At 42.4% G+C, this 17,338-nt stretch carries 13 protein-coding genes; all 13 read right to left on the bottom strand.

Annotated elements, in window-relative coordinates; all coding sequences use genetic code 11:
• Nucleotide 1 precedes the first annotated feature (1 nt).
• Nucleotides 2-7,243, bottom strand: a complete 7,242-nt coding sequence (locus G5B11_RS00955; RefSeq protein ID WP_173726537.1) for a peptidoglycan-binding protein — start codon at nucleotides 7,241-7,243, stop codon at nucleotides 2-4.
• Nucleotides 7,240-7,617: an HK97 gp10 family phage protein gene (locus tag G5B11_RS00950; RefSeq protein ID WP_173726536.1), complete on the bottom strand. Its 378-nt coding sequence runs from the start codon at nucleotides 7,615-7,617 to the stop codon at nucleotides 7,240-7,242. The genes G5B11_RS00955 and G5B11_RS00950 overlap by 4 nt, the downstream gene beginning before the upstream one ends.
• Nucleotides 7,618-7,628: 11 nt before the next feature.
• A complete protein-coding gene (locus G5B11_RS00945) occupies nucleotides 7,629-9,185 on the bottom strand; it encodes a GH25 family lysozyme (RefSeq protein WP_173726535.1) in 1,557 nt (518 codons plus the stop codon).
• Between the two features lie 4 nt (nucleotides 9,186-9,189).
• Entirely contained in the window at nucleotides 9,190-9,747 is a 558-nt protein-coding gene (locus G5B11_RS00940; RefSeq protein ID WP_173726534.1) for a hypothetical protein, read from the bottom strand.
• Nucleotides 9,748-9,773: 26 nt separating this feature from the next.
• The gene (locus tag G5B11_RS00935) at nucleotides 9,774-10,214 is read right to left on the bottom strand and encodes a hypothetical protein (RefSeq protein WP_173726533.1); all 441 of its coding nucleotides are present in this window, start codon (nucleotides 10,212-10,214) and stop codon (nucleotides 9,774-9,776) included.
• Nucleotides 10,215-10,294: 80 nt separating this feature from the next.
• Nucleotides 10,295-10,993: a hypothetical protein gene (locus G5B11_RS00930; RefSeq protein WP_173726532.1), complete on the bottom strand. Its 699-nt coding sequence runs from the start codon at nucleotides 10,991-10,993 to the stop codon at nucleotides 10,295-10,297.
• Between the two features lie 13 nt (nucleotides 10,994-11,006).
• Nucleotides 11,007-11,312, bottom strand: a complete 306-nt coding sequence (locus G5B11_RS00925; protein ID WP_173726531.1) for a hypothetical protein — start codon at nucleotides 11,310-11,312, stop codon at nucleotides 11,007-11,009.
• The gene (locus tag G5B11_RS00920; protein WP_173726530.1) at nucleotides 11,284-11,622 is read right to left on the bottom strand and encodes a DUF7253 family protein; all 339 of its coding nucleotides are present in this window, start codon (nucleotides 11,620-11,622) and stop codon (nucleotides 11,284-11,286) included. The genes G5B11_RS00925 and G5B11_RS00920 overlap by 29 nt, the downstream gene beginning before the upstream one ends.
• Before the next feature lie 15 nt (nucleotides 11,623-11,637).
• A complete protein-coding gene (locus tag G5B11_RS00915) occupies nucleotides 11,638-11,943 on the bottom strand; it encodes a hypothetical protein (RefSeq protein WP_173726529.1) in 306 nt (101 codons plus the stop codon).
• A gap of 19 nt (nucleotides 11,944-11,962) precedes the next feature.
• Nucleotides 11,963-13,771 carry a caudovirus prohead protease gene (locus tag G5B11_RS00910; RefSeq protein WP_173726528.1) on the bottom strand — a complete coding sequence of 603 codons (1,809 nt, stop codon included), beginning with the start codon at nucleotides 13,769-13,771 and terminating at the stop codon, nucleotides 11,963-11,965.
• Entirely contained in the window at nucleotides 13,752-15,014 is a 1,263-nt protein-coding gene (locus G5B11_RS00905) for a phage portal protein (protein ID WP_173726527.1), read from the bottom strand. Before G5B11_RS00905 ends, G5B11_RS00910 begins: the two co-directional genes overlap by 20 nt.
• A 35-nt stretch (nucleotides 15,015-15,049) precedes the next feature.
• Nucleotides 15,050-15,556 carry a DUF7211 domain-containing protein gene (locus G5B11_RS00900; protein WP_173726526.1) on the bottom strand — a complete coding sequence of 169 codons (507 nt, stop codon included), beginning with the start codon at nucleotides 15,554-15,556 and terminating at the stop codon, nucleotides 15,050-15,052.
• A gap of 18 nt (nucleotides 15,557-15,574) precedes the next feature.
• On the bottom strand, nucleotides 15,575-17,338 hold the full coding sequence (locus G5B11_RS00895; RefSeq protein WP_173726525.1) for a terminase TerL endonuclease subunit: 1,764 nt from the start codon (nucleotides 17,336-17,338) through the stop codon (nucleotides 15,575-15,577).

Below are 17,338 nucleotides of genomic sequence, written 5' to 3'. Positions count from 1 at the left end.
CCTATCGCCTCCTTTCTATCCGTGCGGCACGTACGAGTGTTTCGACAGCTTCGGAAATCTCGCTGCCGTTATCATACGTAACCCCATTGATGTTATAAGATGGTCTATTAAGACCACTAAGACCTTTATTTAGTCGTTCGATTGCATTCACAACATCGTCGTTTACTCCATTTTGACGTCTGTCATCCATCATTGAACCGATGGCGCCAATGTTTGCCGATGCATCAAACGATGTATTGTTGAACATTCCGCTAATTGCGTCGATACCGGTCTGGACATTACCTAAATCCATAACAGGACGAATTGTAGGTGTCGAATCCATACCGGAACTGATCAATTCACTAACTCTGCTAATAGCGTTAGAAACGCCTTTAGTAGCGACAGTTCCAAGTGAACCGCCAGCTTTCTCGGCAGCGTTTTCTCTCGAATTGATACCAATAACCAGACCATCGCCAAAGTATTTACCGGCTTTAATCATTTCTCTCGATGGTGAATGGGTTGCGGTCGCTTTGGCTTCGCCCTGTTTTGCTTTTAGACCAAGAGCATAACCTGCGTCATACGCCAGTTTCTGTCTAGCATTGATTCCCTGTACGAAACCATCGCCGAGATAAATACCGGCGCTTTTAAAACCATCAAAATTATCTCGTACCGCTTTCATCGCAGCGTTAGCACTTCTTGACATTGAATCCACAGCCTGTGGTCTACGAGCCGTCAAACCATTAGCGAAAGTATTCATTAATGTACTTCCCACTGTTCTGAAATTCTGAGTTTTGCCTGAGATAGTTCGCAGAATTGCGGTGATGATGTTTGATGCAGAACGTGTAAGACTTGGGGACTTGGACGATATTCCTTTACTGAGAGAAGTCACGAGTGAGCTTCCGGCTTTGGTTGCCTCGCTTCCTTTATCGTTAAAGGCGTTTGTGAATTTATCCACTTGAGCATCGCCAAGAGATGATACGGAATCAGTAAATCTACCAACCCCACTTGTATCGATGGACGATAATCCATTGATGAATGTTGCAAGCTTTACCGCTATAGCGATTGACGCTGTCGTTTTCTGTGCATCAATACCAGAAACGTTTTCCGAATATGTTTTGAGCTTCTGACCAATTGGGTCGATTTTGAAATTGTCCACTGCGCCAGAGTCGAAATTACCAAGCCCATCCAGAATAGTCTTTAGGTTTACAGCCGTTTGAGATGACGTGTATAAATCACCGATATTTATTCCGGATATTTTATCATTATAGTCACTTATTGCCTGCCCAAAATCCCTGATAAACTGCCACTGATCCGTTTCAGCTACGGTGATACCAGTTAAACTCTGTGCTAGCTTAGCCATCTTTTCGCCAAGTTCCACGGATTTTTGCATATTCTCCATGTTGGCAGATTTTGAAAAATCATCGAGAGTGCCGATGGCTTGACCGAATGATTCTATACGATTACCAAACGTACCCAGATCAATAGATCCATCGAACCAGTCTTCCTTTGGAAGAGCTTTTTGAAGGTCTGAGAGAAATGTTCCCGCGTTAGCTGCTGACTGTATAGCATCTTCGTTGATCTTTTCTTTACCAAGTTCATCCGAAGCGTCTTTTATGCTTTTAGCATATTCAGCAACCTGTTTACCGAACGAACCAAGATCCTTCTTCTCTTTAAGTGCAGTAACTAACCCATCCGTGTACTGTATACTCCCTTGCAAATCCGAGAATGCTGTACCAAGATCGGCGATGGTTGTTAAATTATTTAATCCGTTGTCAGGTATGAGAGCAACACCCAAAGCAGCTGCTGCCATATTAAAAGCATATTTAGAAATTTGTCCGCCAAAAGAACCAAGATCTTTTTCCGCTAATTTTGTAACTAATCCATCCGTGTACTGTATACTCCCTTGCAAATCCGAAAACGCAGTACCTATAGTAGCAATGGCCTCAAGGTTAGTAAGTCCGTCAGCAGAAATAATAGATGTAGCTGCGGCTGCGATAGTCATATTCAACGCATATTTTGCTATCTGCACACCAAAAGAACCAAGATCTTTTTCCGCTAATTTGGTAACTAACCCATCGGTGTACTGTATACTACCCTGTAAATCCGCAAATGCAGTACCTATGGTAGCAATGGCACCAAGGTTAGTAAGTCCGTCAGCAGAAATTTTAGATACAGCTTTTGCTGCAATATTGATCTGTCTCGCGTATTTCTTAATCTGTTCGCCGAAGTCGCCCAAATCTCTTGACCCAGTGATTAGCTGTTTCAGCCCACCGCTCGGATCGATATTTTTCTGCAAACTAGCGAATATTTGACCAATCATTGCAATGCCGGTTAAAGCAGCAACATTAATATTATTTCCGCTAAGTTTATCGGAAACTTCACTCATAGCATCCACAAATATGCCAATCTCATTAGCAAAAGACTCCATTGGACTCATGCCAAAATTAAGGAATCTTGAGATGCCTCCTAAAATCTCAGCACCAGCGACCTCAAGAATAACGTCTGCTAAAGTCTTCACTCCAGCTAAAGCGGAGCTGTCTATGTCTTTGAAACCGTTGACGAACTTAGTAAGATTTTCACTTAACTTCGGAAGATCGTTCGTAAGACCGGTTGCAAAACCACTGATGATACTGCCGAAGAACTCGCCAAGGCCGGTTCCGATTTTTGCTAAAATTGTGACTCCCTTATCCAAGAACTCCTCCGCTCCTGGAATAAGTCCAATCAATCCAGCGACAGCTGTGAGAAGCGTACCTATTCCCGCAATCATGAGAATCATCTTCCCCGCACCAGTCACCGAAGCAGATCCAATTGCCCCTATCTTACTTGCGATAAGTGCTGCTGTAGACAGAGCAATCATCACTGTAGATAACGCAATCGCAGTTTCAAGAGAAGTGTTGAGGTCAAACTTATTGAGTATCCCAAGAACAACTCCAACGCCAAGCATGATGCCTGCCATGACGGCCATTGACACCATCGCTGATTTGCTTACGTTTCCGGCTTTTGCTACAATCTTTGTAACTTTGGCCAACGCCAGCATTAAGACTGATAATGAAACAACAGTCTTTAAAGTAGTTTTACAATCCAGCTTATCAAGCGCATAAATGACAGCTGCGAGTCCAACTACCACAAGAAGCATACTCGCAACCGATTTAATGGAGCCATTCGTAGAACCGGATGCTTTTGTCATGAGAGCAAACATACCCATCATGATTCCAAGGGCTGCTACTGCTCCAGCCAGACGAGTTGGCTCAATAAGCGACAATATTGCCAGAGCACCGACCATGACGCCGATAGCGACAGTCATCGCTACGATATTACCAACGCATTTCTGCGCTCCCCTCGTGGCAACTATCATCAGCGCAAGAATAGCACTCAACGCACCAACGGCAGCGATACCCTTAATTAAATCCTCTGTTTTTACCATGCTGAGGAGTACGGCTATACCTGCCATAATTCCGATTGCAGTAGACATTGCGATCAGTGTTGCCGCCATCTTCGGAGCGTCCGGACCTATATCTTTTACCGATTTGACCATTGCGATCATCAGTGCACCGAACACGACAATCGCGGCTGCGCCCTTGATAAGCTCGCCTACAGACATGAGATTGACGAGTGCTACAACGCCAACCATCAATGCCATAGCTACGGACATGGAGAGAAGTAAGCCGCCAAGCTTGGCCATTTCTCCACTATTCGTGGTAGTCACAGCTTTCTTCAAGGCTACGACAAACAGGAGAAAACCAGCTGCGAAAAGTGCACCTTTCCCCATCTCGCCTAAGCTTAGCTTGCCAATTAGTTTTACAACACCAACTAATAAGGCCATTGCGATAACCATTTTGACCAACATGCCACCTAACTTATCGATATGTTTCCCGGACTTTCTCGTAACAAGGCTTAAAAGACCGACGAAAACGATGAAGCCGGCCATGAAAGCAGCACCTTTAATGATTTCTTCAGCTTTAAGAAAGCCCACCAACTTTATCACGCCAATGATAAGTAACATTGTCCATGCCATCTTCTTGATCATTTTTCCGGCTTTGTCAATATTCTTTGCGGCTTTCCCACGCACAGCTAAGCCGTACGCTATAAACACTGCTGAAATTGCTGCAATAATACCGGCAAGTCCGATGAATCCACGTATCGCTTCTTCAGGATCCATAGAGCCCATTAGCTTAACCGTTGCAGCCACCAAAAGCAGCGCCATACCAATTCCGACTAATCCAGCTTTAAGACCTTCTATATTTATTCCTTTGTCTTTAAGGCTCAATGATGCTGACGCACCCTCAACCTTATTCATCGCCAACGCTAAACCAACGAGAATGCCTGCCAATGCGCCTAATACGAGGACGGAATTCCACAATGTGTCAGTGTCGATTTGAGCAAGAATATACAATGCTCCAACGAGAATCAGTAAAGATACGGCCAATTTCTTTATACCGTTAGCTTTCTTCTCAAATGCAGAAGCCTTTAGAACTTTTGAAAAGCTCTTTGAAAGTCTGGTTAATGACTTACCAAGATCTTTAATCAGCCCACTAACCGATTTAAGAATTTTATTCACAGATTTTGTGGATTTCTTGATAGTTTTGCTGACAGATTCCAGAACATCTCCAGTACCTGAAAAAATATCGTTTAACCCCTCAAATGGCTCTGAAAAATTCTTAATTGCTTTGGCTATTTTGTTGATGATGGTCATTGAGCCTATGCTCATACCGACTTCAAATACTTTTTCAAAGTCAACATCATTGAAAGTCTTTTTTACTTTAGTCGCTAAATCCTTGATGACTTCGACAACTTTCGAAAATCCATTATGAAGTCCGTTCACCAAACCCTCGATAATGAACTCTCCAACGCTCTCCATTTCGGTACTTGGCGAGTGTATACCTAATACATCTTTTATCGCATTAATTATACTCGTGCCGAGATTGATCATCATTCCTGGAATAGCAGAGATTCCTCCGCTAAGACCATTTTTTAATCCTGCGATGATGTTTGTGCCGACTTCCGTTAAATCTATATTCTTTAAATTCTCAAAGAAGCTCTGTACCTGCGGTATCTGTATGAACCAGTTATATAGATCCTGGAACGCTTTTACGACAGTTTTAATGCCCTCACCCAACAATTTAAAACCGGAGGTTATCAGATTATTGCTAAATAAAAAGTCCCGGAATGCTGAAATTGCTCTTCCGACACTTGCAGTGATCCCCAGTATATCAATTTTGAGTGCTCCAGAAACTGTCTTCAGCCCACTGAATGCTGCTTTAACTCCTCCGGAAATAATTGACCGAATAATATCCAAAATGGCAAATAATCCTTTAAAGGTATCTTTAATTTCTCCGGCAGTTTCATCACTTATATGTAAAGTCTCAGTAAAATCATGAAACTTGTCGATTAGTGATTTAAGCTGATTAGCAGCCTCTTCGGTTGTTTTCGGTGGAAATATCTCTTCCCACGCACCCTTTATCGGTGCAAGAATTTCACCAATTGCTTTGATAATGTTTTTGAACGATTCGATTAATGCTTCTCTTCCACCAAGCTTATCCACACCTGCTATTAGGTCGTCAACATTTTCCTTCAGTTCAAACGAAGATGAGGATGCTCCTTGTAATGCAGAAAGTGTATCGGGTCCGATGATTCCGTCAACGGTTAATCCATTTGCTTCCTGGAATGCTTTAATCGCGGCTGTTGTCTCACTTCCGATAATTCCATCAACACCAAAATTATCTAATGTGTACCCCAGGTCGAGCAAAGCCTGCTGTGCTTTCTTAACATCGTCACCTGTTGATCCAAATTTCAAAGTATCCTTAATGCCACTTAAATCAGTTAAAGATCCGCTTAGTCCATCAATCGCTTCTTTTAGCAAATCCGAAGATACCGCGCCAGACTGGAATGCTTTCTGAAGAGAACCATATTCTTTCGTTAAGTCGTCAACATTTTTTCCATGTTTTTCGAGCGTCTGCTTTAACTTATCCTCGAAAGTTTCAGTTGTAGCCCCAGCTTCGTTAATTTTATGAATAAGCTTGTCCCAGCTAGACGTCATCGCACTTTCGAGTATATTATTCCTTCGCTCAGACATCTTGTTGATAACATTACTTACGGCATCAGAAATAGATGTGAGTAGTTCTTTCGATTCTTCAAAGTCTCCGATAAGAATTTCCCAAGTCTGTGTCCAACCTGATTGGGCCGCTTCTTTTAAGGTATCCCACAACTGAGAGAATGTCTTAACTTTAGTAGCAGCATCTTCTGACGTTTTCGCCATGTTCAAGATGGATTTGATTTCTTCTTCATTCTTACCGGTTTTCTCAGCCAAAGCTTTCGATGCTTCATTAATAGCATCGGCTTCACCATACTGTGCTTTCGCTTCATCAAGAGCTGCACTGACCGCTTCTTTAGACAAACCGGTGTATTTTGCCACATACTCATTTGCTCCGGATGTGGTAAACTTCTTGAGCGTTTCGGTCAATACTTCGGCGGTAAGCCATCCCTTTGACAATGACTCTCTGAATGATCCCTCGGCTTTAATTGCTTCTTCGGCACCCGTGCCAAGTAATTCGGACGTTTCACGCAAAGCGTTCTGAAAGATTTCACCACCCATACCGGCATTTACAACTGAGTTCCAGTCTTGAAGCTTTACACTTCCAGCGGCCAATGCCTGTGAAAGCTGATACATCGCTACGGATGCCTGTTGTGACGTTGAACCTGAAATGGCTGCAACGTTAGCAATACCCTGAATGGCTGACACAGATGTGTTCAAATCAACGCCAGCTGCGGTAAACGTACCAATGTTTCTGGTCATCTCTGTAAAATTGTAAATAGTCAAGTCAGCATAATGATTCAACTCATCCAATGCCTGATTAACCTGATCAAGGGTGGTTCCTTTGTTTGATGTATTGGCTAGAATTGTTTGTACAGCATTAATCTGTGTTTCATATTCTTTGAAACCAGAGCTAATCGGATCAATGGTTAATGCCGATACAATTCTTTTTCCAGCATTAACGGCGTCATTGGTTATATTTGCTATAGCAGTAACGCCCATTACTTCTAATGCCGAAAATTTAGCCTGAACGGTTTCAACCCCGTTTGACATTTTGGAAAAGTCGACCTTTTTTATAGCATCATCAACAGCTCCCATTCCTTTAGCGACATTGTCAAATTTGAGCTTGTCTTTTAGTTTGTCGATGGTTGACATACTTTCCTTAGCGTTCTTCTCAAACTGCTGGTTGTCAAACCGCATCTCCACAACTCTTTCGTCGACAACATTACTCATGCTTTAGTCACCTCCCGCCAAGCCTTATTTGCAATTTCGTCAAAAATAGGCTGAATCGCAGGATTGATGTAATCTCTTCCTTCGACCCAGCCTCCGGTTCCTGTTCCATGTCCATACTGTAATATGATGGCGATTGGAACACCGTTCACTATGTTTGTATTCTTGAATACTATTGAAACGGATCCATTTTGACGTTTTATCTCATACACCCAAGAACTAGCTGTTTTACCAGTCTTGACAGGAGTAGCAGACGCCAGGGCTGCCACTCCTTCACGGCCGTACTTATCAAGTATGCCGATCTTTGCGGCCTCTCTAGCTTTTTCGATGTATCGGGAAAGCTTCGAGAAATCGCCCTTTTGTCTGAAACTTATCATAAGCTTTTCTCCTATTTTTTCAGATACACATTTGAACAGAATCCAGTGTATTTAATACCGTTTAATGTAAACTGCACATATAACCACCGAACCCCATTAAATTTGCTGTAGTATCCGTAGCACCGAACCTTTGTTCCGTTTGGTATAAGAACTAGCGCTTTCTTGTTTGTTCCGGCATCATTCCTGCAATAAAGACCGCCAGACGCCTTTACTGTGTATGTCCCAGCTACTTCCGCATTAAACCACTTGGCTAAGCAGGTAGCTGTCACTTCTTTCTTTGTCGAAGAAGCGGTACTGTTAAGAATTTCATTGACACGTTTTTGAACCTTGGTGTAATCATATCCAGCCGCTTCCAAAGCAGTCCTACGAGCAGAACCAGTGCCCCACTTACCAGAGATTACTTCCCTAGCAATTGTATTCACGTCTTTCTTGGAAGTTTGCTGTGGCTGAACAATAGAGTCATCGGTGTATTTAGGCGTGATGAAACCTCTAATATACTTACCATTGAAGGAAATGGTCCGTTTCTTGACAGAATCTTTATAGTTTCCTTCCATCACAACGTAATATCCGGCATCTTTGTATACTTCGATGATGGTTCCAATGTGATCGGGCACTCCGGTGTTATCGCCAATGCCACTGTCTTGCCAATCATATACAATGCCATCTCCAGGATTTGCGACGTAGGCATCGTTTTCAACCCAACATCCCATTTCTTTTGCAGCCTTAATCAATTCGTTGCAACTTATCTCAATTGGCATAATATCCGTATATCCAAGCTTAATCGCTATTGCAGACCAACTACATGCACACCAAGCCCAATCGTACTGCATCTTTACGCCTCTAGGTAACTTGCCAGTGTACGAATTGTAAATGTCTATAATGTACTTATGACTTCCATCCGCTTCGTTTCTTCCTTCCCAGGAAGTGATTAAATCAACAACTGCCTGTCTCGATCTTGTTTTACTCACAGTTTCCGGACTCCTTCCATAGTAATAGTTCATATCCACATTTCCGGAAATACCATTCACCTTTCCAGAACTTGTGAATTGCTGCATAATACAATCGAAATCCGGACCGCCTGAATAATCAGCCAGCCATACTGGCCACCGTTTAATAACATTCGTCGCATACCAGTTCTTATAGAAATCGATATTTGCATAGATCCCTGCAGTGTATCCTTTTTCTTTCATGTACTCACAAAAAATTGTTGTGAATTTGTTGCATTGCTCTGCTCTGAGCACAACGCCTGCTTTCTTAGCTTTAGCTACGGAATCGTACTCAAAATCCGCGAACACCATTACATCTCTGGATAGCCCAGCCTTACGGATCTGCGCCAGACAGAACTTTGCCTCTTCCAACGCCTGATCTTCATTTAAGGCGTAGATAAAATGATATACGCCTAAAATTTTAAGACCAGCTTCACGACAGGCTTTAACATATTCAAAGAATTTTGTATCCGCTGTCTTGCGATAACTGGATCTCAGAACAACAAAATCAATGCCCGATTGTTTTACTTTTTTGAAATCCACCTTTCCCTGGTGGTAACTTACATCAATTCCTTTAAGCATCTCGTTACCCTCTCGTATTCCACATCTTTCTTCTGGCAGCGTTCGTTGCCGCATTGCTACGCATAATATCGGCTTTACTTCTCTTCTTCGATGGCGCATTTTTCACTTCGCATACTCTTATTAAAGTAAGCAGTCTATTGATATGCCACTTCTCGAACTCAACCGGTATGTTTAAGGAAACCATCCAGTAATAAATCAGCTCATTTGTGATTCGCTCATTGTTTATGCTCTGTTTCTTTTCTTTTGGAAACGTAGTAGCTGTCATGGGGTTGTTAATATAATCCATGATTTCCGTAATGTTTTCCTTGGTGATGCGATCATATATTTGGGAATCCACGTTTTTATCGAGTGTCATGCACTTTATGTAGCTCATGATCTCTTCCGGCGTCTTTTCTTCTTTCGAGAAAAATGATTTATGCCATATGGATTCCCATTTTGACAAAGATACTAGCGAATGTTCAAGATGAATGGTTGCCGCTTTTGCCTTAGTTACATCGATAAACTCCTCTTTATCTTCATCCCAATAGTTGTCAACGACAGCTGGGATAACTAATTGCAACATCGCTGTATCCTCCGATCTTTTCTAAATCAGTTTTGTGGAGTGACAGCATCATTGGCGATTGGAATTCCAACAATCTTCTCAGCCTCTTTAATTGCTGCCTCTTTGTCGATTCCATTTGTAGGAAGAATTCCGTAAATAAAATCGTTGTAAAGCTGCCCATTGATCAGCTCATCAATCAGTACACTGAAAGCTTCTGTCTGTGTGAATTCTTTTGTAATTTCATCTGACTTAATGAATCTTCTTCCGTCTGGTGACTTCACACCGTAGGCTTTCAGAATCAAATCTTTGAAGAATAAATACATACGTTTTGTATCGTTCGTTTTAATAATACTTTTTAAAGTGTTTTCCAATCCATCCGGATAAGTCATCGCCATATCGGTAAGTTCGGCTTTTGAAATATTGAAATAATGATCTTCTGTACGTGGATTTCCATCGTAATCTGTGTAATTAATTGTTTTCTTTAACATAATTTTTTCTCCTTTTCACTTTAAAGAAAGCCCAAACCAGTTAAGGAATGGGCTTTCTGCATATTTTTTTGACTGCGTAATTATTCTGTAACTGTGTTGAGAATTGTGATGAGTTCATCCGGTAATGGCATTCTCGGAGCAACGCCATCATTTGCTGATTCGCTGGATGGGTCTTTACCATAAAGAATCTCTTCGATCTTAGCCAGCTGCTTGGCCGTTACTTTTGTAGAATCGATCTCCATCGTAGATGTTGGATCATGATCTGTAACAGCTACCGGCGTTGTGGAAATCTCCCAACTCATCGGATCTACACCTACATCATTATTGATAGTCGCACGTGTTTTCTCACTAGGAGACGCCATACATCCGTATACGAGGTGAATTTTATATCCGTGAGATTCTCCGTCTGTATCGTTTCCAATTAATGAACGATAAGTAAATCCGAAACTCTTACGTTTCTGCTGGCCGATGGAAACACCTTTTATGATCTCAGCAGATCCGTCACATGCAACAAATTCGTCCGGATATGTATACGCTTCAATAGTTCCGCCCCACTCTTCTTTTGAAAGCAGTGTAAGGTAAGGATTGTTGTTAGCATACAATTTTGTAGCTTCTGCTCCGGATGGACTCTCAGTCACCTGAGTTAAACCATTCCACGGAACACCTGCGCCATATACGCCACCTTCCTGGGTGTATAATACGCCCCTGTCAACACCAATCTCATATAATTTTTCTCCAACCTGATCCCATTTAATTTTCTTCTTATTGTCTTCGCCCATATGGAATTCCTCCTTACAAATAAATTGTTAATACATCGTGGTTTAAATTATCAGCCCGGTATTGACGCTCATATCCACAATGTGGGAGCGCCAGTAACTTTTTAATAACCGGGTTGTCTGGTTTTTTGTCGATCACGGTAATTTCATACCGTTCGTTTTCGATATAGGTACCGTTGTTAGCTTCTTGACTCCTGATCATAGATTTGGAATATCGTATTGCCGGATATTCCATTTTGACCGATTCAGGAGGCTGGTAGTAAACATGCCTGAAACCAAGCAGTTCTTCCAGCTTACTCTGAAGTTCCAGACGTGTTTTCATTCCAAACCCCTCCTATAGACAAAATAAGCCTCGGATATTGACTCATATCAATGTCCGAGACTTTCCACTTAGTACCCCTTATTTCGACGTAAACCATGTCCTTGCAATTTTGGTAGGCGTACAGATCGGCTACAATACTGATGGTGTTTGAGAGATTTATGTTATCATTAACCTCTCCGGAATTTTGTCTCCTCCATCTGTCGCTGATCACGTCGCCATAATATTCTCGCTCGGTGATGGAATCGACCCATACGCCGGCTTCTTCTTCATGACTACTATTGTAACCAATCTTTCCGAACCATTTACTCATGTTTCATCATCCTTATTAGGCAGTATACTCCTCGGACTGAAGTACAGTCGGAGTTGCAGTAGCAGTGCTTCCGGATCCTTTTACTGATTTAATGTATGTAACAGATGCTACACCGGCGGATGTGAGATCTGCACTTACTGGTTTATACTGGGAAGTTCCATCGATGATGATTGCTCCCTTTACGAAAACATCCATCAAGACATCTGCTTTAATCTTTGTCTTACATGCCTTATCGGCATAGGCATAAGCATCTCCGCTTTTCACATAGATTTTTCTTGCTGCCACATTTGTGTCGTCAGCTCTCATAAAAATTTTATCCATATTGTTCAACCTCCTTCAATCACGCCTGCGGCTCTTCCAGAGCAATCGCAGAATATACTTTAGTAAGGGTTCCGGACAGACGAGTCTCCAGCATATATTTGTATCTGTTGAAGTCCATATCGAAATCCTCAAATTTAGTGATCTCACCGCCACGAGTAGCACCAATTGTATAATCGTTAAGATTTACAAACAGTGCGAGAAGCTTATGTTTCTTTCCTGCTTTATCGGTTCTAACCAGTCCCTCAAACTGCTCTGCAGTATGGATTTCACCAACATTAAGGGCGGCAGCAAGATCTGCTTTGGAAGTGTAAATACGGCGACCATTGAGATCTCTTGCAAGAAGCATCACATTGAGAAGATGTGGTGTGCAGTACATGTCCGGAACTCCAGAACCTTTGAACTGCTCTCTTGCATACAGTGCGGATTCGATAATAGCTTCCGCATATATATAAGAATCGCCGAAGTTAGCCCCGGTATTTGTGCCCTGTAACTTTGTCTTAGCTGCTTCAATATCCACGTCGGCATGAATTGTGTAAAGCTCATCGTCAGTCCAGATAGGTCTGATATGCTCTTCGTGGATTTTGTCTGGATCTCCGTCCTCACGTCCATCACCGACCATCATTGCCATAGCAAGTTCTTCATTAAGAACGTGACGCATCATTCTCCACTGATAAGCCACTACATCGAAGTCGGTGATATCAGTAATGTCATCCCGATGCATCGTGTCTTTGATATAGACGGTCTGTGGATCAGTTGTTCTGCTAAGCAGCTTGATCTGTGCTCCCTCTTTTTTGTAATCGCCTTTTGACTGATAGCCCTTCGCCTTGAGCTCTGCAATACGTGCGTCTGCATTCCTTGTACGTAATCTGGAATACGGTGCTTTGTGAGCTTTTGCGATTGCAGCGTCGATCCAAGACTGATCTCTCTCGAGAGTATTCGGTTCGCCTTTCTCGAGAAGCTCGTACTCTGGGAACAGAGCTTCGACCTCATTGTCGAATACGCCATGTGCTAATGTGCCTGACTGTTCTTCTGCATACAGTCTCATAGCCTGCTGCAGGCTTCCAACACTTCCCTGTTTTGCAAGTTCGATAATCCCCATCTCATCAGAATGAGAAAGGATGTTACCCTGCTGAGCGTCGTCTCTTTCAAATACGTTGTGCTTCATATCTTCGTTATCTCCCTTCTTTTCACTTTCATCATCTTCTTCACCGTTTTCGGCCAATGCCTTAGAAACGATATAGTTAAGAACTTTCGTCTGATCCTCGTTAAATGTGTCGAGGACGTCCTGAATAGTTTTTTCACCATCTTTTTTGTCATTATCTTCCATCTTTTTCTCCTCCTGTTTTTTTTCTTCAGCCTGATCAGCTGAGTGGAAAATTGTGAGGTTTTCGTCATATGACGCATAGAGGGTATCCTCTTCCCCGTCACCGTGTGCCATAACAAAATCCACGTAAGCACCAGGATTTGCCCCTGCAAGAACAAGGCTTAATTCCTTGATGCTTCCGTGGATCACATCGTTACCAATCTGTTTGAGGTCATTAGCCCAAATCGATAAAGCACGCACATCTCCGTTGTCTACTAATTTCTTTGCGGTTATACCCTGCGGTGCATCATTGAATACTCCGTAGGCATACACACCGTCATCCCGGTTTTCTAAGATCGCATGTCCCAGGACGGCATTCACATCGTTATGCTCGTGGTTCCATACAATCGGAACTTCGGCACCGTCATTACCTTTGAAAGCATTCTGCCGGATAGTCCTGCCATCGGTACACAGCAGGTCGTTTCTCGTGGCATAGCCTCCAAAATCAAATTTGGATTTTTCCATTTTGACCGTTTCCTCCTTCTTTGTTTTTGATCATCTCTTCATCCACCTTCACTTCTTCCTTCGACTGACTGATGTTTCTGTTACGCAACTCGTCTGCCTTCGGATCTTTAGATGGTTTCATTCCAATCTTTTGTCTTATCTCATTTGAGGTCATAATCTCATTTCGGGTAAGCTTGTCCGCTATCTCCGCAATGTTATCAATCGGAACTAGCCTGAACGGATCCCTGAAATACTCAATTGACTGTCCCTGGGATCTTGCCGTTTTGGAAAGAAACTTCCGCTTCATTTCATCGACAATCGCTGAGACAAAGGCCTCAACCGTGCGGTTGGTGTAATTAAGCATCGTTTTCTCATCAGCCGTGCCATCAAGCACTGACTGGGTGATGCCCAACTGGCTGTAAAGCATGTTGGTCAGATATTCGATCTGTTTCATCAGGTTGTTTTCTACTGAACGGTTTAGCTGTGTGACTCGCTCAGTTCCGTCGATATAGGCGACTCCATACTTACTTCCCGCAAGCTGGTCTTCCAGGTCTTTTCTTCGATTCTCCGCCTGCTCCCTGCGAGTTTGCGTTTTCACCACATATGGAAGCTGAATGATCAAATCCAATTTTCCGGATGCCGTTCGTTCGTCTGTCACCTCCAGCAAACTCAATTTCCTCACCAGTCTTTTCATGGTGGAGTTAGGCTCGTTGAATACTGTATACAAAGGATTCTCAAAAATACCAACCTGCTTCTTTGGCAGTAAGATGTCTTCCTTCTCCCCGGTTCGATCGTTGTACACCCGGATAAGAACTTTCTCCGGATACCACTCCAATATCTTTCCAGCCCTCATAGACTGTACATCCCAGGAATCTGTTACTTCTGGATTCAGGGTCGTGTCCACTGGTACGATTGCCACTGCCCCTTCATCGAAGGCAGAAATAACAAGGTCCTGGATAAACGCCCTGGATGTCTGATCAATATTGGCTTCCAGCTTTAGGCATTTATTCAGACCCGAATTGATTTCTTCAATATAACGTCCGTCGTCATCCAGTCGGCAGTGACGGATTTCAACACTTGCCACATCCAATGCAATACGATTGACAATTGACGTTACTATAGATTTTTCATTCCCATGACTCATCCTTGGGCGGTCAGGCCTAGAACTATATCCAGGTCCGATCGATATGTAATATCCTGTCGGATCACGGTTTGTAAATGCGTTATAGGCATGTTTCAGCCTGGCTCCTAGGTTTAATCCCATTTTCTGTTTTCCTCTCCGACATGTCGTTTAATCATTTAAGCAATCGCCTCTTTCGCAAATAATTCAACATATCTTTTTCCGGCATTTAATTTGGCAGTATCTATGTCACTAATACCTTGGCTATATACTTCACGCAATCTTTTATTCTTGGCGTATTTAGATTTAGCTTTGGCACTCTTCGATTCTAATGATGCCGCTTTACTGTAATACTTAGCAGCTTTTGACGAATTACGTGCTATAGCACTATCTGTTGTGAAAAACCTCTTATTGGCTTTTCGCTCATATTTGGCAGACTTTGCATTTAACCGTGCACTTTTTACATCTGTCTTTTCGATAGCTTTGTTGTATTTTCGATCCAACTTTGGAGCTTTTTTCTCAAGTCTGTTAAGTTTTTTAACACTTTTTGTTCTATGGTTATCCAACGATCTTATCGCTGAAGCATATCGTTCGGGTGTTTTGGCTTTTAGCGCGGCTTTACTTGCTCTATGTACACCCCATTTCATACCTAGAACGCCATAATGCATGAGTTCATTTTGATTCATGTTCGTTCACCTTTCTGCTTACTCAAAAGCTTCTCGATTAAGCTTGAACGCTATAAAAGCATCCATCATAGCCGCAACAGCATCGATCTTTGCTTCATATCGCTTCTTTAAAAGTTTCCTATTACCATTTGTATCTTCCATGACGATGCAGTTTCCCATCGTAAAAGTCATAAGCTCTTCATCAAACAGAAGCATTCTTTCTTCGGATAACTTCTTCAACTCTCCTAATGGAACTGACTCTGTCTTAGCTCCCTGTATTACTTTTTCGACTCCAAATGGCCCATTCTCTCGTTCCCATCGCTCAACAAATTCTCTGGCGTTATAAGGGTCGAAACCAAAAGAACGCACGTCGTATCCAACTTCAGAAATGAAATTGTCAAGGTCTTCATAAACCTCCATCATGTCGAGCACCGTACCCGGCATAACAATGAGACTTCCCTCTTTCAAAAAATCTTCATACTTCATCCGCATAGCAGTTGGAAGTTTGTTAAGGGTAAGTTCAGTGATGTAATTTCGGGTCTTTATACCAAAAGCACCTCCGGATAAAGGGAATAAAAATACAAATGAGCAGAAATCATCTCCTTGAGATAAATCCCCGCCCATTGAGCATGGCAACTGCCAATATTCTCTTTTTTTATGAGGTAGTGTTTCTTCGTATGTGAAGTAATAGGTATAGCCCTCCATTGGAATTCCAAATCGTTTTGCAAGAATATCATTCCTTGCTGCTGGAGCCTGCTCGGCTCTTTCTACAGAATCTTGGTAAGTCTCATACGTGACAGTTTTATCAAGATTCGGATTAGCCTTTAACCACATCTCCGGCTTTCCGACTTCATCGATTGAATCCAGACGATACCAAAAAATGGAAGTATGCGGGGCGCTATACTCGCCTTTTAAGATTTTCATCAACTCCATTTTGATTGTATCGCCACTTCCATTTCGCACAGTTCCTTCAGAGCTAATCGCCACGATCAGATAATCGTTATCGGTTCCGGATCCTTGTTCTTTGGCAGCACCCTGCTCCAGAGCACCGATAACATCTTCCCGGATGTCTCCAGAAAGCCATTCGTCTACTGTGGCTACTTTAACTCGCAATCCCTGGAGCTTATCGATTGTCATCGGACGAACTTCAAGTAATGATCCAGTGAGAAAGTTCTGAATGCCTTTCTTCGTGGATGCGAGTTTTACTCTGTTTGCTTCTGAACCTGTGGTGTTTTGTAAAGATCCTTCTGTGAGAAATTGAAATAACGGTCCTCTCGCTCTGGTTATGGAAGTACGTATAGGTGACATAACTTCTTCTGCCTGAGCCATAGTCGGCGCCGTTGTAACTTGATTAGTTGTAGATGTGTCAACATTTAGAAAGTAATTTTGTATACAGGAAGCATACATTGACTTAGCTGCTCCTCGAGCAACTATTAGATACTGTTTGTGAATTAGTCGTTTCTTGATGGTTTTCTTAACGTAATGCCCACCCCTACCATCGGCGGATGGTTCATAAATACTTCGTTCGACGAAATAATACCAACCGAAGATCTGCTCAGCCCAAAGCTTAAACGAATCTAATAAATGAAGATCTTCACCATTGGTTAAAGTAAGTTCATTTTCGCAATAATCAATAAAACCCTGGATTGCTTGATCGTCATACCAAACACCAGGATTTGCAATTAGTGCATCTATTCGATTCATTTCCAAAGATATTTCTTCGCATACGGGTATTTCTCCACGAAGTACAGCCTCCCTAAAACGACCATAATATATCGGGGTGGCCGTGTTCGATAATGCCAT

Origin of the sequence: Blautia glucerasea (genome assembly GCF_013304385.1) — a bacterium.
Classification (GTDB): domain Bacteria; phylum Bacillota; class Clostridia; order Lachnospirales; family Lachnospiraceae; genus Blautia_A; species Blautia_A ammoniilytica.
The sequence above is the reverse complement of the archived record's forward strand: the minus strand, read 5'-3'. Positions and strand labels throughout refer to the sequence as shown.